At 70.2% G+C, this 22,825-nt stretch carries 21 protein-coding genes; 11 read left to right on the top strand and 10 right to left on the bottom strand.

Going from position 1 to position 22,825, the window contains the following annotated elements:
* Positions 1-55: 55 nt before the first annotated feature.
* From ABZ664_RS17155 to ABZ664_RS17140, 4 genes are all read right to left on the bottom strand, one after another.
* Complete coding sequence (locus ABZ664_RS17155) at positions 56-1,438, bottom strand: S8 family serine peptidase (RefSeq protein WP_362509928.1); 1,383 nt, start codon at positions 1,436-1,438, stop codon at positions 56-58.
* Positions 1,432-2,166 carry a hypothetical protein gene (locus tag ABZ664_RS17150; protein WP_362509926.1) on the bottom strand — a complete coding sequence of 245 codons (735 nt, stop codon included), beginning with the start codon at positions 2,164-2,166 and terminating at the stop codon, positions 1,432-1,434. The genes ABZ664_RS17155 and ABZ664_RS17150 overlap by 7 nt, the downstream gene beginning before the upstream one ends.
* Positions 2,167-2,334: 168 nt before the next feature.
* On the bottom strand, positions 2,335-3,516 hold the full coding sequence (moeZ, locus tag ABZ664_RS17145) for an adenylyltransferase/sulfurtransferase MoeZ (protein WP_362509923.1): 1,182 nt from the start codon (positions 3,514-3,516) through the stop codon (positions 2,335-2,337).
* A 77-nt stretch (positions 3,517-3,593) separates the two neighbouring features.
* Positions 3,594-4,502, bottom strand: a complete 909-nt coding sequence (locus ABZ664_RS17140) for an alpha/beta hydrolase (RefSeq protein ID WP_362509920.1) — start codon at positions 4,500-4,502, stop codon at positions 3,594-3,596.
* 448 nt (positions 4,503-4,950) lie between these two features.
* Between ABZ664_RS17140 and ABZ664_RS17135 the strand changes: the two genes are divergently transcribed.
* The 6 genes from ABZ664_RS17135 to ABZ664_RS17110 all read left to right on the top strand — a co-directional run bounded on the left by ABZ664_RS17135 (position 4,951) and on the right by ABZ664_RS17110 (position 9,510).
* Positions 4,951-5,283 carry a hypothetical protein gene (locus ABZ664_RS17135; RefSeq protein ID WP_362509917.1) on the top strand — a complete coding sequence of 111 codons (333 nt, stop codon included), beginning with the start codon at positions 4,951-4,953 and terminating at the stop codon, positions 5,281-5,283.
* Between the two features lie 667 nt (positions 5,284-5,950).
* Positions 5,951-6,268 carry a hypothetical protein gene (locus ABZ664_RS17130; protein WP_362509914.1) on the top strand — a complete coding sequence of 106 codons (318 nt, stop codon included), beginning with the start codon at positions 5,951-5,953 and terminating at the stop codon, positions 6,266-6,268.
* 755 nt (positions 6,269-7,023) lie between these two features.
* The gene (locus tag ABZ664_RS17125) at positions 7,024-7,380 is read left to right on the top strand and encodes a hypothetical protein (RefSeq protein WP_362509911.1); all 357 of its coding nucleotides are present in this window, start codon (positions 7,024-7,026) and stop codon (positions 7,378-7,380) included.
* Between the two features lie 624 nt (positions 7,381-8,004).
* Positions 8,005-8,301 carry a hypothetical protein gene (locus ABZ664_RS17120; protein ID WP_362509908.1) on the top strand — a complete coding sequence of 99 codons (297 nt, stop codon included), beginning with the start codon at positions 8,005-8,007 and terminating at the stop codon, positions 8,299-8,301.
* 60 nt (positions 8,302-8,361) lie between these two features.
* Entirely contained in the window at positions 8,362-8,991 is a 630-nt protein-coding gene (locus ABZ664_RS17115; RefSeq protein ID WP_350947877.1) for a TetR/AcrR family transcriptional regulator, read from the top strand.
* A 288-nt stretch (positions 8,992-9,279) separates the two neighbouring features.
* Positions 9,280-9,510 (top strand): DUF3107 domain-containing protein, encoded by a 231-nt coding sequence (locus ABZ664_RS17110; protein WP_362509905.1) that lies wholly within the window; start codon positions 9,280-9,282, stop codon positions 9,508-9,510.
* A 498-nt stretch (positions 9,511-10,008) separates the two neighbouring features.
* On the opposite strand, the gene ABZ664_RS17105 is transcribed toward ABZ664_RS17110, so the two are convergent.
* Complete coding sequence (locus ABZ664_RS17105) at positions 10,009-10,659, bottom strand: ferritin-like fold-containing protein (RefSeq protein ID WP_362509903.1); 651 nt, start codon at positions 10,657-10,659, stop codon at positions 10,009-10,011.
* A 368-nt stretch (positions 10,660-11,027) separates the two neighbouring features.
* Between ABZ664_RS17105 and ABZ664_RS17100 the strand changes: the two genes are divergently transcribed.
* Entirely contained in the window at positions 11,028-12,908 is a 1,881-nt protein-coding gene (locus tag ABZ664_RS17100; protein WP_362509900.1) for a DEAD/DEAH box helicase, read from the top strand.
* A 112-nt stretch (positions 12,909-13,020) separates the two neighbouring features.
* On the top strand, positions 13,021-13,893 hold the full coding sequence (locus ABZ664_RS17095) for an alpha/beta hydrolase (RefSeq protein WP_362509898.1): 873 nt from the start codon (positions 13,021-13,023) through the stop codon (positions 13,891-13,893).
* 180 nt (positions 13,894-14,073) lie between these two features.
* Here the strand turns inward: ABZ664_RS17095 and ABZ664_RS17090 are convergent, their stop codons facing one another.
* The 3 genes from ABZ664_RS17090 to ABZ664_RS17080 all read right to left on the bottom strand — a co-directional run bounded on the left by ABZ664_RS17090 (position 14,074) and on the right by ABZ664_RS17080 (position 16,431).
* Positions 14,074-14,979: a PD-(D/E)XK nuclease family protein gene (locus tag ABZ664_RS17090; protein ID WP_362509895.1), complete on the bottom strand. Its 906-nt coding sequence runs from the start codon at positions 14,977-14,979 to the stop codon at positions 14,074-14,076.
* The gene (locus ABZ664_RS17085) at positions 14,980-15,702 is read right to left on the bottom strand and encodes an MBL fold metallo-hydrolase (RefSeq protein ID WP_362509892.1); all 723 of its coding nucleotides are present in this window, start codon (positions 15,700-15,702) and stop codon (positions 14,980-14,982) included.
* 87 nt (positions 15,703-15,789) lie between these two features.
* The gene (locus ABZ664_RS17080) at positions 15,790-16,431 is read right to left on the bottom strand and encodes a DUF6758 family protein (protein ID WP_362509889.1); all 642 of its coding nucleotides are present in this window, start codon (positions 16,429-16,431) and stop codon (positions 15,790-15,792) included.
* 74 nt (positions 16,432-16,505) lie between these two features.
* Here ABZ664_RS17080 and ABZ664_RS17075 point away from each other — a divergent pair, with 74 nt between their 5' ends.
* A complete protein-coding gene (locus ABZ664_RS17075; protein WP_350947885.1) occupies positions 16,506-16,904 on the top strand; it encodes an NUDIX domain-containing protein in 399 nt (132 codons plus the stop codon).
* A gap of 63 nt (positions 16,905-16,967) precedes the next feature.
* On the opposite strand, the gene ABZ664_RS17070 is transcribed toward ABZ664_RS17075, so the two are convergent.
* Positions 16,968-20,147 carry a hypothetical protein gene (locus ABZ664_RS17070; RefSeq protein WP_362509886.1) on the bottom strand — a complete coding sequence of 1,060 codons (3,180 nt, stop codon included), beginning with the start codon at positions 20,145-20,147 and terminating at the stop codon, positions 16,968-16,970.
* Between the two features lie 381 nt (positions 20,148-20,528).
* On the opposite strand from ABZ664_RS17070, the gene ABZ664_RS17065 reads away from it, so the two are divergent.
* Positions 20,529-21,191, top strand: coding sequence for a hypothetical protein (locus ABZ664_RS17065; protein WP_362509883.1), 663 nt, complete (start codon positions 20,529-20,531; stop codon positions 21,189-21,191).
* Entirely contained in the window at positions 21,191-21,757 is a 567-nt protein-coding gene (locus tag ABZ664_RS17060; RefSeq protein WP_362509880.1) for a DUF6529 family protein, read from the top strand. The genes ABZ664_RS17065 and ABZ664_RS17060 overlap by 1 nt, the downstream gene beginning before the upstream one ends.
* Here the strand turns inward: ABZ664_RS17060 and ABZ664_RS17055 are convergent.
* On the bottom strand, positions 21,747-22,688 hold the full coding sequence (locus tag ABZ664_RS17055) for a CoA ester lyase (protein WP_362509878.1): 942 nt from the start codon (positions 22,686-22,688) through the stop codon (positions 21,747-21,749). The genes ABZ664_RS17060 and ABZ664_RS17055 overlap by 11 nt on opposite strands.
* Positions 22,689-22,825 lie beyond the last annotated feature (137 nt).

Below are 22,825 nucleotides of genomic sequence, written 5' to 3'. Positions count from 1 at the left end.
GGCGTGTATTTTCGCGGCGCTCTCCCGCCCGGACGCCCACGGTCAGGCCGGAGGCTCACGGCCAGGGGGTCGTGAACGGGTCCGGCACGGGTTCCTCGACGATCTCCGACGAGCGCGTACGGCCGATGCACACGGCGAGCACGATCAGGGAGACGACCGCACCGAGTCCGGCGGCCACGGCCACCCCGCCGTACAGGGTGATCCGATCCCGGTCGCGGTGGACGATCCGCACGGGCTCGACCGCCTTGCCCAGCGGGCGGGCGGGGTCGTGCCCACCGGCGCCCCCGACCCCCTCGGCGGTGAGGGTGTGCCGGGAGATCCTGGCGGCGGCGGCGAGTGCCCGGGTGGCGTTGACGACGCCGAAGCCCGTATCGGTGTCATAACCGCCGGTGGGCCGCCGGGTGGCTCCCGCGGTGATCGCCTGCACGACCAGCGCGGGCGACATATCTGGATATTTGGCCTTGATGAGGGCGGCGACGCCCGACACCAGGGCGGTCGCCTGCGAGGTGCCCCGGCCGACCCAGTACTCGTCCCCCGGCCCGGCACCGAGGATGTCCACCCCCGGTGCGGCCACCAGGACCGAGGGGTTCCGGTTGGAGAACGAGGCCCGGCGCAGCCCGCGGTCCGTCGCGGCGACCGAGACCACCCCGGGGAAGGCCGCCGGGTAGGAATAGGGGGCGTGACCTCTCGCGTCCGGCTTCTCCGCGCCCTCGTTGCCCGCCGCCGCGACGAGCACGACCCCCTTGGATATCGCGTACCGGATCGCCGACCGCTCCTCCCTGGTCGCCAGTTCCTTGGAGATCGACATGTTGATCACGTCGGCGCCGCGGTCCACCGCGTGCCTGATGCCCCTGGCCACCACGTTCTCGTAGCGCTCGGCGGTGTTGAACTCCCGGAAACCGGGCTCCTCGTCCTCCAGGATGACCCGTACGGAGAGCACCTTCGCGCGTGGCGCGACGCCGATCACCCCGTCGCCGCCGCCGGGACCGTGCCCGTGTCCGGCGATCAGCGACGCCATGTACGTGCCGTGCAGCCTCAGGGGCTCCACCCCCGGCGGGTTGGCCCCGGTCGTGAAGTCCCTGCCCTCGATCACCGAGCCGGCGAGATCCCGGTGGTCGCGGTCCACCCCCGAGTCGAGGACGGCCACGATCACCCCCCTGCCCTCGGAGATTTGCCAGGCCGCGGGCAGGTCAAGGGTTCGCAGCACCTCCCGCTGGCTCTCCCTGACGTCGTCGGCCCGCGCGACCGGTGCCGGAACCAGGACCACCGGCACCACCAGGGCCGCCAGCACCACCGGCGTCGCCCTCGTCATCGCGTTCCTCAGCGCTCTCAGTGCCCTCGGCGACATCAGAAGTCTCAGCACCACCAGCACGGTGAGCACCGGCGGCACCCTCACGGACGACCCGGTGGCGGGCAGACGCCTCGGCGTGGTCAGCATCGCCATTCCGTGGAGGCGCAGTCGGGGTGGGCGGGCATGGACAGCTTGGCGAGAATGCGGTCGGCGATGTCCCCGGTGAACGCGAACAGGGTCGGCCGCTGCTCGCCGACCGCCCTCGCCGGCCGGCCGTCGGTCTGCCCGACCGTGGCCATCACCACGTACGGGCCCGCCTGCCGTGCGAGGCCCGCCTGGCGCCCCGCGGAGACGAACCTGTCGGTGACGGTGCCGGGGAAGGCGAGCGCCCTCAACCCCGGCGAGGGCCTGCCGCTCCTGGGCAGTGCCGCCCTCGCCGTGGTGGCGCCGATCTCGTCCGCGAAGGCCGCGACGCCGACGGTGACGACGATCCCCTGGAGTGCGTCGATGTAGGTGGCCCGCAGGATGCCCAGGCAACCGGTCTGTCGCAGCACCTTGCGCAGCCGGGCGTCGACCGCCCTGTCACAGCGGGTCTCCGGCGAGATGCCCACCCGGCGGGCCTTCTCCTCGCCTCCCTGCTCGGGGGCGTAGGTGACGGTCTCGGGGAAGACGCGCCCGGCGGGCCAGGCCTGCCAGCGCCTGGCCACCTCGTCGAGGGCGGCCCGGTCGAGCTCCGCCTGGGTCGGCCCCCGGGTGAGCTCCGTCGCCGCGGCACTGCTCGCCACCCCGGCCACGATCGCGCAGAACATCGTGAGGGCCGAGGCCACGACCAGCGTCGGCCATGAACGCCGCCGCTGACGTGGGATTTCATGCACGCCCTCGACCTTAATGCGGCGAGGCGGGTGTCATCCGCCGTTCCGTCCAGATCCGTCAGTGTGGAGAGCACTTGGTGACCCCGGTGGAATCCCTGCGGACCGCCTGAACGGCGAGCGCCCCGCGGAGCGTGTGCTCCACGGGGCGCGGGACATACCGGACACGGGGCCTCAGTAGGTGGGCAGGCTCGGGTCGACCGTCTTGATCCAGCTGAGCACGCCGCCGCCCACGTGGACGGCGTCGGAGAAGCCGGCGCTCTTGACGACCGCGAGGACCTCGGCGGAGCGGGCACCGGACTTGCAGTGCAGGACGATCTTCTTGTCCTGCGGGAGCCGCTCCAGCGCGGAGCCGTTGAGGAACTCTCCCTTGGGGATGAGCACGGCGCCGGGGATGGACACGATCTCGTACTCGTTCGGCTCGCGGACGTCGATCACGTAGATGCTCTCGCCCTGGTCCTGCCAGGACTTGAGCTCGGCGGCGGTGATCGTGGAGCCCGAGGCGGCCTCCTGTGCCTCCTCGGAGACCGCGCCGCAGAACGCCTCGTAGTCGTCGAGGAGCTGGGTGACCGTCGGGTTCTTGCCGCAGAGCACGCACTCGGGGTCCTTGCGGACCTTGACCGAGCGGTAGTTCATCTCCAGGGCGTCGTAGATCATCAGACGGCCGACCAGCGGCTCCCCGATGCCCGCGAGAAGCTTGATCGCCTCGTTGACCTGGATGGAGCCGACCGACGCGCACAGCACACCGAGCACGCCGCCCTCGGCGCACGAGGGGACCATGCCGGGCGGCGGGGGCTCGGGGTAGAGGCAGCGGTAGCAGGGGCCGTGCTCGGCCCAGAAGACGCTGGCCTGGCCGTCGAAGCGGTAGATCGAACCCCAGACGTACGGCTTGCCGAGGAGAACGGCCGCGTCGTTGACCATGTAACGGGTGGCGAAGTTGTCGGTGCCGTCCACGATGAGGTCGTAGGCGGCGAAGATCTCCATCACGTTGTCCGTGGTGAGCACCTCGTTGTGAACGACCACGTTGACCAGCGAGTTGATCTCCCTGACGCTGTCGGCGGCGCTCTCCGCCTTGGGGCGGCCGACGTCGGACTGGCCGTGGATGACCTGCCGCTGCAGGTTGGACTCATCGACCACGTCGAAGTCGATGACGCCGAGCGTGCCCACTCCCGCCGCCGCGAGATAGAGCAGCCCCGGAGAACCCAGGCCTCCGGCGCCCACACAGAGCACCTTGGCGTTCTTCAGACGCTTCTGCCCGGCCATGCCCACGTCCGGGATGATCAGGTGGCGCGAGTAACGGCGCACCTCGTCGACGGTCAGCTCGGCTGCCGGCTCTACCAGCGGTGGCAACGACACAGTTCTGCTCCCGTTTCAGGGGTCTTTGATGCGGCTGGCGCAGCACGCTTCACTCACAACCTAACCCGGTGCCCCTGTCATTCCCCAACCGGTGTGAGGCGCGTCTCGGCGATGAGGAGCCTCGCCTCGCGGGCCACCCGCTCGGGGAACTCCATCTGGGCCACATGCCCGGCGTCGGGCAGCAGCACCAGCCGCACGCGCGGGAAGGTCCGGACCGCGCGGGCGGCCATGCGAGGGTTGACGAGGCGGTCGTGGCGGCCGTGGATGACCAGCGTGGGCGAGCTCACCTGGGCCGCCTGCCGCCACAGGTTCGTCTCCCCGCGCCTGAAGTACTCGGCGACGATGCCTCGGGCCGAGTTGATCATCGCCTCCACCGCGTACGGGAGACCGTCCCTGCGGCGCAGCTCTTCGGCCGCCTCCCTGAGCCGGTCAGGGTGAATCCGCCCGATGTCGGCGTAACACAGGGCAAGTGTGGCGCCGAGCCTGCGCTCGGCGGGCACGAGGGCGAGCCTGCTCGCGGCCCACTCGCCGATGCGGGGCACGGTGGACAGCGCCACCCGCGCCGGGGCGTACCTGGGCAAAAGGTCGGGCAGGGCCGGCGAGATCAGGGTGAGCGACCGGACCAGGTCGGGGCGGGTGGCCGCGACCCGCACCGAGACGGCACCGCCCAGGGAGTTGCCGAACAGGTGTACGGGTGTGTCGGAGAGCCGCTCGATCAGGGCCGCGACGGTCCGGGCGTGGGCGTCGACGGAGTAGTCGGCGCCCGGCGGCGCGGGCGAGTATCCGGCGCCGGGCAGGTCGAGGGCGTGGCCCGTCACCGTCTCGGACAGCTCGTCCATCAGGTCGGTCCAGTTGGTCGCCGAGCCTGCGAGACCGTGCACGTAGACGGCGGTCTCGGCAGGCCCACGGGGTGTCGACCGCACGTGGACCCGCTGTTCGCCGAGGTCGATCGTCTCACCCGGCCAGATGGGGATCGGGTTGTTCACCACTCGCCTCCTGTCGTTCCACTGCCCTTCCACGATAGTTCGGCCCTCGGCATGGCGGGGAGACAGCCTCCCGTTACCACAAAAGACACATAACGCTTTTTTCGCCAGATGTCTTCTATTGCACGATTTATCATCATTAATTCGACGGCATTCCATCGGCGCCCGCGACCGCCGAGGGGCACCCCGCGACCGAACCTCCTCTCCGCACTTCCCACCAAAGAACAAAGGCGACATTAAAGACATTTCATTTCAAAACCATCAATAAGAGTCCAACACATGCCATAAATAGATAAGAGCAGCGCAAAGCCCTTCGATTCCTGTTTCTAGCCCGAGATGGGCGGAAATCATGACAAGCAGGGATGGCTCATAGCCAGCCATCTTTGGCAATTCCGGTTTATGCGGAAAATGCCAGAAATCGGGGTAATCGATCCTTTCAAGGGGGAAACGCATGCCCAAGTTCAAGAGCGTTCTCGCAGGAGTCGCGATCAGCACGGCGCTGACCGGCGGCGTCGTCGGCCTGGGGGCGGCGACCACCGCCACGAGCGCCGGCGCGATGACCACCACGGTCACCGCCGCCGCCTTCCCGACATGCGGCGGCGGCTGCGGCTGGCGTCGCGGCTGTGGCCGCTGCTGTGGTGGCGGCTGGCGCCACCATCGTCGCAGCCACCAGCGCATCAAGGTGATCATCAACAACCACAACAACAACCACAACGAGCTGCGCAACGAAAACCGCAGCGGCCTCCTTCGGCCCCTGGCCTTCGGTGACGACGACGACGAGTAAGTCGCCGGCCCGAAATCGCGTACCCGCACAGGGGCGCGGCACCATCGGAGGACAGGACCACTCAGGGCCCGATCCGCGATTTCCCGCGGCTTCGAGACCGTGACAGAGAGACAGGACCCCGCGCTCGCCGCGGCCGTGCTTCTCATCCAGGGGAACGGGCCAAACGGCGACAGCGGAAACTTGGGGAGAGACTCCCAAGACCCTGACTCTCACCACAGTGCGAGTTCTCATCTCACGAAGTGACAGCGAGGCCCCGCGGTTTCCGGACCGCGGGGCCTTCGCGCGTCCTCCACGACCTTCCGTCCTCCGCCTTTCCCACCGTCGCCCGGTATCTCCTCCGAACCGCGAACTCCTCTCGCCACCTCGGCGCCCGTGTATGAGGCGACACCGGCTCGCCCCTCGACGGCGTCCCGCACCCCTCGCCCCTCACCTCAAAGAACAAATCCGACATTAAATGCATTTCGGTTCAAAACGACCAATAAGCATCCAACATCGACGATAAATAGCTAAGAGGATCGCAAAAGCCTTCGATCTCCGTTTGTCAGCAGACATGCGAGGAAACTATGACAACCAGGGATGGCTTATCACCAGCCATCCCTGACAATTTCCGGCTTATACGGGAAAAGTCAAAAACGGGGATACTTAGTCCTTACAAGGGGGAAACGCAATGCCCAAGTTCAAGAGTGTCATGGCAGGGCTCGCGATCAGCACGGCGCTGGCCGGCGGGGTCGTCACCATGGGCGCGGCGACCACTGTCATGAGCGCCAACGCGATGACCACCACGGTCACCGCCGCCGCCTTCCCGACCTGTGGCGGCGGCTGCGAGCGTCGCTGCTGCTGCGGTGGCGGCCACTGCCACCGGCACCACAGCCGCAAGCGCTTCAGGCTGATCATCAACAACCACAACAACAACGACAACGAGCTGTTCAACGACAACCGCAGCGACCGCATCGTGCCGCTGCTCGGCACGGCCGCCGCCGGTTAGTCGTCGGACCGAGGCCGCACACCCCGATCGGGGCGCGGCACAGCCCGAGAACGAAATCGCTCACGGCAGGATCCGCGATTTCCCGCGGTTTCGAGGCCGTGACGACGGAGAGACAGGACCCCGCGTTCGCCGCGACCGTGCTCCTCACCCAGGGGAACCGGCCGAACAGCGACAGCGGGAACCTGAGGAGAGATCCACAGGAACCTGACTCTCACCACAGTGCGAATTCTCATCTCACGAAGTGACAGCGAGGCCCCGCGGTTTCCACACCGCGGGGCCTTCGTCGTTTATGTCCAACTCCCGCCCCCCTCCCCAGGCCACTCCCGGGGGCTGGAGCGTGACACCGACGTCCGGTTCGGCCCGTCGGCGACGGATCACCCGGGGAAGGGTCGCCCCCCTCCGGGAAACGCGCGATCGAGACACAGGGAGCCGAGGTCGCACGACGACACCCTCGGCGGGCGCGAGCCGCACCGGCCCATCTCCCGGCGATACACGGCAGCCATCTTCGCCCTCAGTGAACAAATCCGACATTAAATACATTTCGCTTTAAAGCGACCAATAAGCATCCAACATCGACGATAAATAGCTAAGAGTAGGGTAAAAGCCTTCGATCTTCGTTTGTCAGCAGACATGCGAGGAAACTATGACAAGCAGGGATGGCTCATCACCGGCTATCTCTAACCATCTCTGGCAATTCCCGACTCATGCGGTAAATGCCAAAAATTGGTAAGTCAATCCTTTCAAGGGGGAAACGCATGCCCAAGTTCAAGAGTGTTCTCGCAGGGCTCGCGATCAGCACGGCACTGGCCGGCGGGGTCGTCGCCATGGGCGCGGCGACCACCGTCACCAGCGCCAACGCGATGACCACCGCGGTCACCGCCGGCACCTTCACGACCTGGGGCGGCGGCGGCTGCTGCCGTAACCGGGACTACCGTCGCACCCACCACCGCTTCCGTCTGACGCTCAACAACGACAGCTGCAACCGGAACCGGCTGCACAACAAGACCCGCTCCGAGCGCCTCGTGCCCATTAAGGAGCAGGAGCACGAGCACGAGCACGAGCACAAGCCTTGGCCGACGGAGGCCACGGCGCCTCCGGTCGCCGCGTCCTGATCCCCGCTTGACACGGGGTCGGAACACGAGGCCGACAACGGCTGGAACCGCGTTTCACAGCGGTTCGGAAACCGTTACCGAGAGGTAGGAATCCCGTATTCACCAGGATCGCGTTCTCCTGCTCGGGGACGCCGGCCCGGACGGTGAGCACGGAAAGCCGGGGATGACATCCTCGGGATTTCAACTCTCAACACAGTGCGAATTCTCATTTCTCACGAATCACAGGCGGGGCTCCGCGGTTTTCCGACCGCGGAGCCCCCGTCCTGTGTTGTCCCACGTGTTGTCCGACGCCCGCCGCACGATTCTCCTCCGCACCCCCACTCTCTGCCCCCGCCCCCTGTTTCCCTGGGGCCACGGCCCTCCCTCACGTCTCGGGCGGCACGGCCTCCTCGGGCCGCCCGGCGAGGCTCTCCCCGCCGACACCTCACCCCGGAACCCGGATGTCGCGCACACGTTCGTGAAACCCCGTCGACGCCGCGGACGACGCCATGGGCGGCCCGAGGCCGCGTCTTTCGCGGCGCGCGGTACCCGAGGTCGTACGCTGGGCGATGTCCGACGTTTACCGGAACCGGGCGAGGAGAGGGAGCATGTCGAAGCCCGGATGACGACAGGGGATGTCTGAACATGAACGCGCGGGGCGACAGATCACATGGGGAAACGGCCGACGACCTTCCCGAGGAGCTCTCCGTCGAGACGCCCGAGGCCGACGCCGCCGAGCAACAGAGGGCAGTGCGTGAGAACGGCTCCGAGACGCCCGCCGACCTCCCGCTGGAGGTGAATCCCGCCGACGCCGCCGAGCAGAACCGCGCGACGCGCGAGGAAGAACCGCAGTGGCCCGACTCCGTCCCTCTGGAGGCCGATCCGGCGGACGCCTTCGAGCAGCGGCGCACCGTCGAGCTCGACGAGGACGACTATCGCTGACCCGGGTTACCCACGCGTAGGATGGCCCCAGACGCCAGGAGCTTGACACGAGGAGACCACGTGACCGCTACCCCGGACGCCAAGCCCCGGGGCACCCGGCTGCCCCGAACAGCTCGCCGCCGCCAGCTGCTCAGCGCGGCACAGGAGGTGTTCGTGGAGAACGGCTACCACGCGGCCGCGATGGACGAGATCGCCGAGCGGGCAGGGGTGAGCAAGCCGGTTCTCTACCAGCACTTCCCCGGCAAGCAGGAGCTCTATCTGGCACTGCTCGACCTGCACGTGGACGACATGATCGCCCGCTGTCGCGACGCCCTCGCCTCCACCACGGACAACAAGCAGCGCGTCCAGGCTGCGATCGGCGCCTTCTTCGACTTCGTCTCCACCCAGGGGGAGGCGTTCCGGCTGGTGTTCGAGTCGGACCTGCGCAACGTCGCCCCGGTCCGCCAGCGCATGGAGCGCAACCTCCGTGAGAGCGCCGAGATGATCAGTCAGGTCATCCAGGAGGACACCGGCTGCTCCAGCGACGAGGCGCGCCTGCTTGGCGTCGGGCTCGTCGGCATGGCCGAGGTCAGCGCCCGTTACTGGATCAGCAGCAACGGCTCCATTCCCAAGGACGCGGCCACCCAGCTCATCGCCCGCCTGTCGTGGCGCGGCATCTCCGGTTTCCCGCGCACCGTCGCCGACCACTGAGATCCCGGCGCCGACGGCGCTCCCGCCGTCGGCCCCGGTCGATCTCCTCCGCAGCGGCACTCCCGCCACCGGCCTCACCGACCTCTCCCGAAGTGGCACCCTCACCACCGGCCTCGCCGGTACCCGCCGTGTCGGCACTCTCAGCACCCGGAACCCTCGACCGCTCCGGTCTGCGGCCCGGCTGTTCGCTCGCCGCGATCAGCTGTTCGCTTCGCGCGATCAACCGGCGCGTCGGGCCTTCGTTGGGGAGACCATGGGGCGAGCAACCCTCATCGAAAAGGGAGCACGATGGAAATCAAGATCGGCGTACGTTCCGTGCACCGTGAACTCGTAGTGGAGACCAACCTCACGGCCGAGCAGCTTGAGGGCGAGGTCAGCGCCGCTTTCTCGTCCGGCAACGGTGTCCTCACCATCACCGACGTCAACGGCCGAAAGATCATCGTCCCGGTCGCCTCACTCGGCTTCATCGAGATCGGCGAGGAGGAGGCGCGTCCCGTCGGCTTCGGCGGCACGCTCTGACGGATTCCGGGCTCGCGCCAGGTCGTCGTCCCTCGTCGGCATGGCGCGGTCCGCGGATCGGGTGCGAGCGCGCCGCCGCGGAGCCGAAGAGAGGGGCGCCCGGCTCGGACACACCCGGTGGCAGGGCGATTGCCCTGAGAACATCCCGCTCCCAGATGCCGAAACCACAGGTGCCGAAGCCTCAGGTGCCTGAGCACTCGTCCCGCTCGCCGAACCCGCAGCAGCGCGGGCGTCTGACGCGGCGCAGATGCTCCCGCCCCCGGCTCACCGCCGGGCAGCCCGCACCTCCCCTGCGCAGCACGGGACGCGAAGTCCAGCGGTTCGGCCCACATCTCGTCAAGGAACTGCCATAGCGGCGCGAGGCCCTCATGTCTCGCACGCTACAGCTGTTCGCCGCCTCACGTGTCGTGATCCGCCGACCGGCTTCCCCTCTCCGCCCCCGGCGAACAGCCTCAGAGGCGATCAAAGGCCCCGAGCCCAGCACGTGCGGGAAGCCCGCTAGGGGCCCGGGGTGAGTCCCAGGGCGGCCATCCGCCGGCCGTGCTTCTCGCTCAGCCGGGAGAACATCCGGCTGATGTCCTCTCCCACCGCCTCCACCAGCAGGGCCGCGAGCTCCGGTCTGGCCGCGGCCACGTGCTGCCCCTGGCTCAGCGCCTCTCCCACCATCCGCCTCGCCCACAGCGCGAGCCGTCCCGCCTGCCTGGGATCCTCGGAGAGCGCCGCGCGGACCCGCTCGACGGCGAACTGCGACCGTCCCTCGTCCGTGAGGACCTCGTCGACGAGCTCCCGCGTCTCGTCGTCCACGCCGACGGCCGCCTCGCGGTAGAAGTCGAGCGCGATCCCCGTGCCGACGTACGCCTTGACCAGGGCCTCCAGCCAGTCTCCCGGGAAGGTCTGGGCGTGCCAGTCGTCCAGCGGCCCGGTGAACGGCGCCATCGCCTCCTCGGGGTCCACGCCCAGGGAGGTGAGCCGGTCGCGGAGCAACTCGAAGTGCGCGTACTCCGCCGCCGCGAGGCCGCCGAGGGCGGCCTGATCGGTCAGCGAGGGGGCGTACCTGGTGGCGTCCTCGGCGAGCCTGAGGAACGCGGTCAGCTCGGCGTAGGCGAGGACGCCGAGCAGGTCGGAGACACCGGGAGGGGAATCGCTCATGGAGGCAGCCTACGAGTTCGGTGGCCTCGCGATTCACCGGGAATACGAAGAAATCGGTTCTCCGTTGTGGTATCGAGTACACTGCTCTGTGAAAGTGCGACCGCACCGTGTTAATCCGGGATATCCACGCCCGGACGCCCCCAAAAGTCGGCGTGACGCCGCAGCGGTCGCTGATGACATGAGAGGGCTGGACCTTCCGCGAGGACCCGGCACGGGGACACGTTTTCTGCCCGTGGTCCCGGCAGGCCTGCCTTCAACGGAGATTTAGGCAGGCCAAGCTGACGACGTTCCGAGACCTCGGAGTCACCCCAGAGATCGCCGATGCCCTTGAGACCGAGGGCATCATCGCGCCGTTCCCGATTCAGGAAATGGCACTCCCCCTGGCCCTCAACGGCCAGGACATCATCGGCCAGGCGCGCACCGGCACCGGCAAGACCTACGCCTTCGGCGTGGCGATGCTGCAACGGGTCGGCAAGCCGAGGAAGAACCGCAAGAAGCCCCGCGGGCTGGTCGTCGTGCCGACCCGCGAGCTCGCCGTCCAGGTCACCGAGGACCTTGTGACGGCGGCCGGCAAGCTCGGCTCGCGGATCCTCACCGTGTACGGCGGGCGCGCGTACGAACCCCAGATCGAGGCGCTCAAGCAGGGCGTCGACGTCATCGTCGGCACCCCGGGCCGCCTGCTCGACCTGGTCAAGCAGAAGCATCTCGACCTCAGCCAGATCGGGACCCTCGTCCTGGACGAGGCCGACCGGATGCTCGACCTGGGCTTCCTGCCCGACATCGAGCGCATCATCAAGCTCATCCCGGCGGAGCGGCAGACGATGCTGTTCTCCGCGACCCTGCCGGGCGAGATCGTCGCCCTGTCCAGGCGTTACCTCACCCGCCCCACCCATGTGCGGGCGGAGAACAACGACGCCGAGGCCGAGGCGACCCCGCAGACGACCCAGTTCGTCTGGCGGACGCACCGGATGGACAAGATCGAGATCGTCGGCCGCCTGCTGCAGTGCGAGGGCCGCGGCCTCACCATGATCTTCTGCGAGACCAAGCGTGCCTGCGACATGGTCGTCGAGCAGCTCAAGGAACGTGGCTTCGCCGCCGCGGCCGTCCACGGCGACCTCGGTCAGGGCCAGCGTGAGCAGGCCCTGCGGGCCTTCCGCAACGGCAAGATCGACGTGCTGGTCGCGACCGACGTCGCGGCGCGCGGCATCGACGTCGACGACGTCACCCACGTCGTCAACTACGACTGCCCGCAGGACGAGAAGGCGTACGTCCACCGGATCGGCCGCACCGGCCGGGCCGGCAAGACGGGCGTCGCGGTGACCTTCGTCGAGTGGGAGGACCTCACTCGCTGGAAGGTCATCAACAACGCGCTCTCGCTCCCCTTCCCCGAGCCGGTCGAGACCTACTCGACCTCTCCGCACGTCTTCAGCGACCTGGGCATCCCCGAGGGCACCAAGGGCGTGCTGCCGCGCGCCAACCGCTCCCGGGCGGGTCTGGCCGCCGAGGAGGTCGAGGACCTCGGCGAGACGGGTCGCATCCGCTCCCGTCCATCCCGCAAGGGACGCGAGGACGACTCTCGTAAGGGACGCGAGGACGATCGCGAGGAGCGTCGCGAGCGCCCCGCGCGCACGTCCCGTGAACGCCGTCGCACCCGTGGCGGCCGTAGCGGCGGGGAGGTTTCCGCGCCGGTCGCGGCCGAAGAACCCCAGTCCCCTGTCGTTGAGATCGCCGAGGTGGAGGCGGATGTGGCAGCCCGCAGGGACATCCGTGACGAGCAGCCCGCCGAGGCCGCGCCCCGCAGGGGCAGGGCCCGCAAGGCAGGGCTGAACCCCGAGGTGAGCCTCACCGGCACGCCCGAGGCTCCGGTTCACACCGAGCCCGTCGCGGAGGAGCCGGTTCGCCGGCAGCGCCGCGCCCGGCGCGAGCAGGTGGCGGACGCCCCCGTGACCTCGCAGACCCCTTCGGCTCCGCCGCAGGCCGACGAGCGGGTCGCGGCGTTCGCGGAGCCCAGAGAGGACGACATCGTGGCGGAGCGCTGGGACGACGAGCCCGTGGCCGAGGCCCCCGCGCCCCGGCCTCAGCCCGAGAAGATCATTCCTCCGAGCCCGTTCTCGGTGATCTTCAAGTCGCCGGACCTGGCGTCGGAGGATGACGAGATCGCCCCCTCGGCGGCCTCGGAACGCGTGCAGAGCCGCCGTCGGCCGCCGGTACGCAACGGTCAGCAGCGAGGACCGCGTCGCCCCAACTAGCAAGTACCACCACGAAAAGGGGCGCGACCATATCGGTAGCGCCCCTTTTCACGCTCCCGGCCCCTTACGGACGCACGGAGCGAAGTCACCAAGAGAGGTATCGTGGGGCCACGTGAGTACGCCGCGTTTTCTGACCCTGCCTCCTGGCGTCCGCTCTCGCCAGATCGAGACGGCGGTGGGCTCCTTCGCCGTACTGGAGGCCCTGCCCGTCAGCGGCATCCCGGAGCGATGGCCCGCCCTGCTGGTGCCCGGTCTGACCGGCAGCAAGGAAGACTTCATCGCGGTCCTGCAGACACTCGCGCAGTCGGGGCGCCAGGTCGTCGCGATCGACATGCGCGGCCAGTTCGAGACGAACGGTCCTGACGACAGGAGCGCCTACACCTGCGCCGCGCTCGGCAACGACGTCGACGTCCTGGCCCAGGTGATCGGCCACGGGGGTCCTATCCACCTGGTGGGCCACTCGTTCGGCGGCCTGGTCACCCGGGAGGCGGTCATCGACGGCCGCACCCGGTTCGTGTCCTACACGCTCATGAGCTCCGGGCCGGCCGCGATCGTCGGGCCCCGCGAGCGCGCGGGCCGCTTCATGATCTCGGAGCTGCCCGAAGTCGGTCTTGAACACCTGTGGCACACCCGGCTGGAGCCCGAGGCCCTCGCCTCCGGGGTGTCCGACGAGATCATCGCCTTCCTGCGCAAGCGGCTGTTCGCCAACTCGACCGTCGGCATGCTCACGATGACCAAGGAGGTGCTCACCGCGCCCGACCGGTGCGACGAGCTCACCCAGGTCGAGGTCGACACCCTGGTCCTGTACGGCGAGCACGACGACGGCTGGCCACCGCGCATGCAGGCGGAGATGGCCCGCCGCCTGGACGCCGAGTGCCTGGTCGTCCCCGGCGCGGCCCACTCCCCCGCGGTGGAGGCGCCGGAGACCACGGCCGCCGCCCTCATCCGCTTCTGGAACGCCGCCGAGAGCCGTCTGAGGAGCTGAACCCTCCGAGGTTGCCCGGCGGCAGCGGCCATCGTGTGACCGGCTGTGAACGGCGTCTCGTGTGACCGGGTGCCGCCCCGACGAAGGCGCGCGGCGTCGATGACCCTGTCGCTCGGGCGCGGGGTCGGCGAGACAGCCCTCGGTCTCATCGCGGGGGACGCTGTCGCCAAGTCCTCGCCATCAGTCGGCGAGGGCCGCCCAGGGCTCGCGCTCGGTGCCCGCGGCCTGCCCCTCGGGGCAGTGACGGCGGAAGTCACACCACGAGCACAGGGGTCCCGTACGGGGCGGGAAGGCCGCGTCGACCTCGGGGGGCACGACGGGCGGGGCGTGGTCGCCACCGCGCGCCTTCGCAGGGGCGGCTCCCTTGGGCCGGGCCGTGGCCGACCACTCCCTGTAGCGCTCGTCGGCGCCGGACGCCTCGACGGCTATCTCCTCGGCGTGGCCCAGATGGCGGGCGAGCGACTCGTCGGTGTGCTCCCACTCCACGATCGAGGCGGTCGGCAGGTGGTGGAGCTCGACCCGGTGGCAGGGGCGGCGCATCATCCGGGAGGAAGCGATGGCGTAGACCGCCAGCGCGAGCGAGGAGCGGGCGTCGTCGGTGGTGAGCGGGCGTCTGCCGGTCTTGTAGTCGACCACGACCAGCTCCTCGCCGCGCCGGTCGAGCCGGTCCACCCGGCCGGAGAGCGCGACGACGGAGGTGCGCGTGGCGACCGTACGCTCGACGCCGACCGGCTCGGCGGAGGGGTCGAGGCTCGCCACGTATCCGCAGACCATCTCCCGGGCCCGATCCCGCCAGGTCCGCGACTGCTCCGCGTCGCGGAACCCCTCGTTGATCCATCCCCTGGTGAGCAGGCTTCCCGCGACCTCGGGCGTACGCCGCTCGGGCGGCTCACGCCACCAGGCGGCGAGGGCGTTGTGGACGCTGGCGCCCACGCTGTTGTGCGCCCACGGCGGGCCCTTCCGCGGCGCGGGCCGGTCCAGGTAGGTGAACCGGTAGCGGCGGGGGCAGTCGAGCCAGTTGTTCAGCCGCGACGGCGTGCAGGCGTAGAGCCGTCGCGGCATGCCCTCCAGGGGAAGCTGATCCATTTAGGGCTGTTCGTCCCGGAGGTTCAGCCGGATTCCCGCCGCGCGCGTGCCGTCGGTGAGCGGCCCCTCCTCTTCCGGCGCCTCGGCGCCGCGGGTCAGCGATCCGGAGAGCCAGGCGTCGAACTGGGGCTCCAGGTCGCCGATGGTCGTCTCCTCCCCGTGCGCGGGCAACACCCGGGTGCTGTGCGGCAGGGTGAACAGCCGCCCGCCGATCGCCGTCAGCTGGTCGGCCAGGGCGGGATACTCACCGCCGATCCTGCCGGGGCCGTCGGCCTGGAGGGTCTTGCCGGTGAAGACCGCGTCCAGGGCCTCGCAGTACAGCGAGACACCACCCTGGGAGATGCCGGGGGTGGACATGACCTCCAACTGGACGCCACCGACCTCGAACAGGCCCTCGTCCTCCATGGCGATGTCGGGCCAGGTATCGGGCCAGGTCAGCCGCCACAGCGGCCGGTCCTTCGGGTGAAGGGCGACCACCGCCTCGTCTCTGGCCGCGACCTCGATGGCCGCGCCCACGTGGTCGGGCAGGCCGTGGGTGCAGATGATCGCCAGCACCTCCCGCTCGCCGACCTTCTCCAGGATCTTCTCCGCGTCGCGCGCGGCGTCGATGACGATGACATCCTCGTCGTCACCCAGGATCCACGTGTTGTTCTCGACCTTGTGCTCGACGCCGTCGACATCGACGACGCCCTCGGTCACCACTCGCTCGATACGCGCTGTCACGCTTCCGAACTTTACTGCCTACACCCGCCCTCCGGTTCGGACAGAACGGTCAAGGCTCCGAACAAAGGGGACGCGAGCGGGCGAGTGTCAGGACGCCGGGAGGTCCAGACGCGGGGAAAACGCCCCGAAGGGCAGGTCAAGAGCCTGGTCCTGGTCGCGCAGGTCGCGCAGGGAGAGCTCGGCGAGGGTGATGAGGTAACCGGCCTCGGCGGGCCACACGACCGCCCAGAGCCAGTTTCCCATCGCCTCACCCGCGTAGACGGCCCGGTCGGGGGCGGCGGTGACGCACCACAGGGAGCACGGATGGCCCCTGACGTCGATCTTGGCGTGCGGCGGGCCCTGGTCGAACCCGGTGCCGGGGTCGGTGCCCTCCAGCCCCGCGAACGCCGCGCCGAGCCCCACCCCGGGCTCCTCCGCGATGATCAGCAGGTCGGCGGGACCGTGGGTCAGCGAGGGGCCGGAGACCGCGACCACGGTCGCCCGCGTGCCGCTGCGCTCGTCGCCCGCCTCGGCGAATCCCGTGACCAGCCACCCCGTGGGCAGCGGCCAGGGAACCCAGGCGGGGACGCGGGAGTCTCGGGTGACGGCCTCCACCGCGGCGGACGACGGCGGTCTGGGTGGCTGGAACGGCAGGACATCGCCGTGCGGACCGCATCTCCAGGAGCTTGACCAAGCACTCGGCGGACGAAGCGGGCCGAAACACCGTGGACAGATAGGGGCGGCTTTCACGCCTACCCACGCTGCTTCTTGTACCGGTCATCCGTCAAGAGGCTGGGGCGTTATCACAACGTAATCTTGTTCACGTGCGCGTAAATTGTGTTGGAGCGATCGTCCTCGACGGGTCGGGGCGGATGCTTCTGGTACGTCGTGGCCACCCGCCGGGCGAGGGCCTGTGGTCCGTCCCCGGAGGGCGGGTCGAATCCGGGGAGTCCGACTCCGAGGCGGTCGTGCGGGAGGTCCTTGAGGAGACCGGGCTCACGGTCGTCCCCGGACGTCTGGCCGGGACCGTCGACCGCCCCGGTCCCGGTGACACCGTCTACGAGATCCGCGACTACCTCGCCGAGGTCTCCGGCGGCACGCTCGCCGCGGGGGACGACGCCGCGGACGCCCGCTGGTTCACCCGCGAGGAGCTCGCGCGCCTCCCCCTCACCCCCGGCCTGCTGGACGCGCTGACCGAGTGGGCGGTCATCGCGCCCGGGTGAGCGCCACGGGATCGCCGCGAGCGCCACGCGGCGCGGGTGAGCGCGTGGCGCCGCGGTTTCCTGTCATCGTGACGAGGTGAGCGTGGAGCGCCACAGGGTGAGGTGGTCCGCGCTGTAGGTGGTGGAGCGGCCCAGGGCGACGACCTGGGCGCCGGAGACCGCCACCGCGCCGAGCCACTGGGCGCCCTCGCCGTCCAGGCTGCCCTGGCTGGGGGTGTGGCGCTGCCAGTTGAGGCCGTCCTCCGAGGTCCAGGCCGCGCTGTCGCCGGCCCCCGCCACCCCGTGCCAGCCGACGGCCACCACGCCCTCGGGCGTCGCGGCGAGATCCTGGACGGCGGACGCCCGGTCCGTGGGGAACCAGGAGAACTCCCAGCTCGCACCGTTGTCGTCGGAGACCGCACCGAACGCCTTCCTGCCCTCCTCGGTCTGTGCCGTGCCCGCCGCGACGACATACCCGCCGTACAGGACCACGTGCCGCAGGCCCGCGGACGTCGCCCCCGGCGGCAGGACCGGCTTGCGCGCGGTCCAGTTGACCCCGTCGGCCGACACCCACACCACGCCGGTCTCGCGCTCGGCCGTACCGGTGCCGCCGACGGCGACGTACCCGGACGAGGTCGCCGAGACGTCGTACAGCCGCACCCCCGTACCGCCCGCGGGAAGCTTGGACGCCCTGGAGAAGCGCTTGAGGTCGGTGGAGAACCACAGGACGGGCACGGTGGCGGCGGGGCCGCGGTCCTCGCCCGCCATGACGTAGCCGGACGGCCCCGCCGCCACCGCGTGCGGGGCGAGGAAGTCGTGGTCGTCCGTCGGCGCGAGGGGGCCGAGCACCGGCACCCTGCGCCAGCTCTCACCGTCTGAGGAGGTGAAGAGCAGGGGCTCGGTGGACGAGGCGTCGGTCATCGTGCTGCCCGCCGCCAGCCAGCCCCGCCTGCCGTGCGCGACGTCGGCGAGCGCCTGTCGCCTCGGGCCGCCGAAGAGCCGCGCGGGGCCGCCCGCCTTCCAGGCGTCTCCGGCGGCGCTGCCCCAGATCCCGGCGTCGCCGGAGACGGTGCCCACCGCGACGAACCTGCCGTCCCCCGAGGCCACCCTGGCCGTCTCGCGGGCGGCTCTGGCGAGGCCCTGGATGCCGCTCAGGGGGACCGGCCTCGCCTCGCCTCCCTTGGGCGCGGTGATGAGGACCACCCGGTTGTCCACGTCGGCGGCGCGCTCGTCGCCGCCGACGACGAGTGTGCCGGTGTCGGACAGCGCGAGCGCCCGCAGCGAGCCGGGCACCTCGCCGAGATCGGTGGTCTTGCTCCAGTCGCGGCCGTCCTCGCTGGTGTGGACGGTGTAGCGCTCGAAGCCGGACTCGACGACCGCGGCCACCCCCGCCGAGGAGGAGGCGAGGCGCTTGACACCCGTGCCCTCCTGCCCCAGGCCGGTGATGGCGCCGCAGGCCTTCCAGTCGGCGCCCTCTCCAGAGCAGTAGACGCGGACCTCGCCCTTGTCGCTGCGCTGCTGGGTCGGTACGAGGACGAACCCGTCGCCGGCCACGGCCAGCGCGCCCGGCTCGGGGATGACGTCGTTGAGCGCGGCACCGGTGCGCTGCCAGTTCCTGCCGCCGTCGGACGAGCGCAGGATGACCGAGGTGGACTGCCCCTGGGCCGGGTCCGCCAGCGCGACGACGGCGCCACCCCTGGCGACGACCGCCTTCATGCCGCGCACCTTGTCCGGCATGCCGATCTCCCGGGTCTCCACCCGGTCCCAGGCGCGCCCGTCCGGGGAGACCCAGGCGACGGCCCCGGTGGTGCCGTCCTCCAGTACGGCGGCGCCGACCGCGACGAAACCGGAGTCGGTCCTCGCCAGATCCATGATCTTGTCCCCGCGGGCGAAGGCGCCCAGCTCGCCGGGGTCGGCCGCGGTCCAGGCGTAGCCGTCGGAGCTGGTCCACAGGCCGTGCCCGCCGCCGAGAGGATCGTTTCCCGCCGCCAGCCAGAGGCCGTCGCCGCCGGCCACCCGGCCCACCGTGGTCGGCCCCGTCTCGTACCCCTCCGGGCCGGTCACCTTGCCCAGCTGCCAGGTCGTGCCGCCGTCGGGGGAGACGAGGAACAGCGGCCTGGGGACCGGGCTGGTGGTGTCGCTGCCGACCGCGACCATGACGGAACCCACGGAGGCCACCGCGTTGAGCACCTGGTTGGATCCGTTGCCGCCGACACCGGCCTGCGGCACGAAGTTGTCGTCGCCCGACGTCACCTCGTCACCGACCAGCCGGAGTCCGGTGGCGAACGGGCTGCTCACCCAGCCCCACAGGACCAGGCCACCGCCGACCGCGACGGTGAGGACCAGGACCATCAGGAACGGGATCACCAGACCGCGGCCGCGCCTGCGCCTGGTCGGGCTGGAGCGGCGCACCGCGGAAGGTGCGGTGGCCTGGCGGTGGTGCCGCCCGCCGTTCGTCCCCCGCCTGCCCGGCGGGCCCTGTGCGACGAGCATGTCGGGCCTGGCGGGCCTGCCGCCCGGTGGGCGCCCCACCCTTCGTACCGGCTCGAAGTCGTCCTCGGCCGTCGCGGAGGGCCACTCGGGCTCGGGTTCGGACACCGGCCCGGACGGCGCTCCGTGCTCGGGTCCGGGGTCCGGCCGCGCCTCCGGCGCCGGTTCGGGTGTGGCCGCGATGCTCGGCTCGACCCTGATCCGATCCTCGGCGGAGGGGTGCGAGGGCTCCTTTCTCCCACTTCCTCCCGGTTCGCGGGGCGGCCCAGAGGCGACGAGGAGGTCGGGGCGATCCGCTCTTCTCCTCCTCCCGCGCGCTGGAGCCGGTCCTGAGGCGACGAGGAGGTCGGGACGGTCCGCGGGCCGCGGCCGCCCCTGCTCGGGCGTGGCGTGGCGCCCCTGGCCCGCTGACCGCTCCTCCTCGCCTGAGGGATCGGCGGAGGTCTCCGGCGCGGGCGAGGGGCCTGAGGACTGGGAGGAGGGGCCGTAGGGGCGGGCGTACGGTCGGCGGCGCTCGCTCCCGAATCCCTCGGGGCGGGCCTGCTGCGGCTCGCCGTCGTCCGGGGTCGGCGCGGCGAACGGCGGGAGCATCCACGGGGAGGCCATGGGACGCCCTCGCGTGCCGTCGTCCGAGGGGCCTGGCGGGGAGTGCTGGATCGTCGGCGGTGACGTCTGGGGCTCCTGGGACCTGCCTTCGTGTATAGCGTCGTCGTGCACGCCGTCGTCATCCGCCGGCCACTCTCGCGAGCGCGGGTCGTGGGGGCCCGAGGCCACGCTCAGCACCTCCTTGCAGGAAGCCCATTCAGACCGGGACACCCCGTCCCGGACCGTTCCAGTCGTCTCCGTAACAGCAGGCCGCAACCCCTATGGATGCGGCAAATCGCAGCGTTCCTACTAGTACCCCGTTCTCCGGAAACGATCACCTCCCGCGACCGGATACCCGGTCCCCGGCCGTACACAGTCAAGAGCAACACGTCCGGGCCGCGATGACGAGACCTCTCTAGTCAGATTTTTCAATCCAGTACCGGAATTATCCGGCTTTCTCGTAGTCGGTGAGGATCCAACGTCGTCCCTCCGAGTGCGGATTAGTTCACAGACGGCCGGAACCAGGGCCTGTACATCTGATGTCACCACCCACCACCCCAGGGAGCGGATATGACACGGCTGGGGCCCGTATACACACTGGCGGCAGGAGCGGTGATGGCCGTCGCCCTCGGCGTGGCCAGCGCCACCACCTCGCCCGCCACGCGGACCGTCAACGCCCAGGACGACACACCCGCCACGCCCGCCCAGGCCATCACGGAGGCGTCGCCCGCACCGGAGGTCGTCAAGACGGCCAGGCCCACCCCCGCCAAGGCCGACTACGCCGGGCGGGTCACCGGCAACGGCGGCCTGATCGCCGTCTCCGTCAGGAACGGCAAGGCGGTCGGCTACTTCTGCGACGGCAAGATCGAGGCCTGGATGAAGGGCAGGGCCGCCGACGGCAAGGTCACCCTGTCCGGTCGCGGCGACGCCTCGCTCACCGCCCGTCTCGGCGGCGGCGGTGCCGCGGGAACCCTCGGTTTCGGCGGCAGGAAGTGGAGCTTCAAGGCTCCGACCGTGAAGAAGCCCTCCGGCCTCTACCGGGCGACCGCGCTCGTCCGCGGCGCCGACGTCCGCGCCGGATGGATCTATCTTGACGACGGCACCAGGGTCGGCCTCACCCTCGTGGGCGACGAGGTCGCCGACGTGCCGATCCCCGAGCCCGGCGAGAACGCCGTCGTGAACGGCGTGGAAGTCGATCCCCGGGACGTCGACGAGTTCATCGAGGGGTTCTGATGAGTGACACACAGATCACACCGGTCCCGCGGCCGCGGGCGAACAACGTCGCCCCACTCCTCCTCCCGCTCGTCGTCGGCGGGCTGGTGGCGGTCGGGCTCGGCGTCTACGGGCGAGCCCACACGCCCACCGGGTACGCGATCGGACCGGCCGGATTCTCCGGGGCACTGGCGATGAAGTCCTGGCTCACCACCGGCGCGTTCCTGCTGGCGCTCGTCCAGCTCTTCTCCGCCCTGGTCATGTGGGGCCGGATCAAGCTGGACGTGCCGTGGATCGGTGCCCTGCACCGCTGGTCGGGGCGGGCGGCGTTCCTGCTCACGATCCCGGTGGCACTCCACTGCCTGTACGCGCTGGGCGCCCAGTTCGACGTGCCGCGCGTGATGATCCACTCACTGCTCGGCTGCTTCTTCTACGGCGTCTTCACCGCGAAGATGCTGTCGCTGCCCAGGCGGGGGCTGCCCGGCTGGACCCTCCCGGTCCTCGGTGGGCTCACCTTCGTCGCCCTCACCGGCCTCTGGCTCACCTCGTCGTTCTGGTTCTTCACCACGATCGGGGTCAGGTTGTAGGCGGGGTGAAGGCCGTGGTGCGCCGCAGACCGGCGGCCCTGCCCTTCGCCGCGACCACCAGCGCCATCTTCCTGGACGCCTCGTCGATCATCTCGTCGCCGAGCATGACCGCGCCGCGCCTCTCGACCGTCGTGTAGTACTCGTACGCGTCGAGGATCAGCTCGGCGTGGTCGTAGTCCTCCTGCGGCGGCGAGAACACCTCGTTCGCGGCCTCGATCTGGGAGGGGTGGAGCACCCATTTCCCGTCGAACCCGAGCGCCGCGGCCCGCCCCGCCACGCGGCGGAACCCGTCGAGATCCCTGATCGCGAGGTACGGGCCGTCGATGGCCTGCAGGTCGTGCGTCCTCGCGGCCATCAGGATGCGCATCAGGATGTAGTGGTAGGCGTCGCCCTCGGTGTAGCCGGGCGGCTGCTCACCGACCACCAGGGTCCGCATGTTGATCGAGGCCATGAAGTCGGCCGGGCCGAACACGAGCGTCTCCAGGCGTGGGGACGCTCCGCCGATGGCGTCCACGTTGACCAGGCCCCTCGCGTTCTCGATCTGGGCCTCGATGCCGATCCGGCCGACCGGGAGGCCGTTCGCCCTCTCGATCTGGGTGAGCAGCGTGTCGAGCCACATCACCTGGGCCGCGTCCTCCACCTTGGGCAGCATCAGGCAGTCGAGAAACTCCCCCGCGCCCTCCACGACCTCGATGACGTCCCGGTAGGTCCACTGGGTGCCGAGGTCGTTGACCCGGACGACCCTCGTCCTGCCCGACCAGTCACCCTCGCGCAGGGCGGCCACGACGTTCTTGCGCGCGCCCTCCTTGGCGAGCGGCGCGACGGAGTCCTCCAGGTCGAGGAAGACCTCGTCGGCGGGGAGCCCCTGGGCCTTCTCCAGGAATCTGGGGTTGCTGCCGGGCACCGCGAGACACGAACGTCGAGAACGCATGGGGAACACGCTAACGCCCTCGGGGAGGTGGACGGCAGACCGGGCGCCGCCACGCCCACGCGCCGGGACGAGCCTGGCGACGCCGTGACCTCGGCCGGAACACACCGGATGAGGACGAGGACACCCCTGTGGCCTCC

This window comes from Streptosporangium sp. NPDC006930, assembly GCF_040635605.1.
In the GTDB taxonomy this organism is placed as follows: Bacteria; Actinomycetota; Actinomycetes; order Streptosporangiales; family Streptosporangiaceae; genus Streptosporangium.
Note: the sequence above shows the minus strand (reverse complement) of the source record. Positions and strands in the feature narration are given on the sequence as shown.